1 protein-coding gene is annotated in these 577 nt (G+C 55.6%); it reads left to right on the top strand.

Going from position 1 to position 577, the window contains the following annotated elements; translation table 11 throughout:
• Window positions 1-294 precede the first annotated feature (294 nt).
• On the top strand, window positions 295-577 hold a 283-nt coding region (locus EN780_RS36920), incomplete at its 3' end, for a DarT ssDNA thymidine ADP-ribosyltransferase family protein (RefSeq protein WP_128276627.1).

The following is a 577-nucleotide window of genomic DNA, read 5'->3' as shown; positions in this document are numbered from 1 at the left end:
CCTGTGCATCGAGGAGGAGCGCGTCGTTGCTCGTGACAACACGGTCGCCTTCGCGCGGCTGCGATTGCAGCTCCCGCACAGTCCGATCCGGGATGATGATCGTTGTGGAGCTGCCGTGCACGACGATTTCGAACCATAGTTGGCGATGTAGAATTCTATTTTAATCGTATAGAACAATTGAGAAACGTCGCCAATCTGAACACCTCGCCTCGGATCATGGCGTTCGGACGATGACTGCCGTAAGATTCCACCCGTGTGGGGCAAGGCTGCTACCGGCCTGCGACGGAGGGGAACATGGCAATTGATACTCTTGATAAGGTGCCGCTGCTCTATCACTTCACCGACCGGAGGAAACTGCCGGTGATTAAAGAAATGGGAGGACTCTATCCACTCGCGCAGCTTGACCAGAAGAAGGTCAAGGTTCCGGCACCGGGCGGCAATGAATGGAGTCGTGACGCCGACGCGTTGAAGGGAATGGGCAACTACGTCCACCTTTGCTTTCGTAGCACCCATCCGATGGAGTACGTTGCCCGGCAGGATGGGAGGATTACGGACACGATCTTTCTGCAAATACACC

The organism is Mesorhizobium sp. M4B.F.Ca.ET.089.01.1.1 (assembly GCF_004022605.1).
Classification (GTDB): Bacteria; Pseudomonadota; Alphaproteobacteria; order Rhizobiales; family Rhizobiaceae; genus Mesorhizobium; species Mesorhizobium abyssinicae.
The sequence above is the reverse complement of the archived record's forward strand: the minus strand, read 5'-3'. Positions and strand labels throughout refer to the sequence as shown.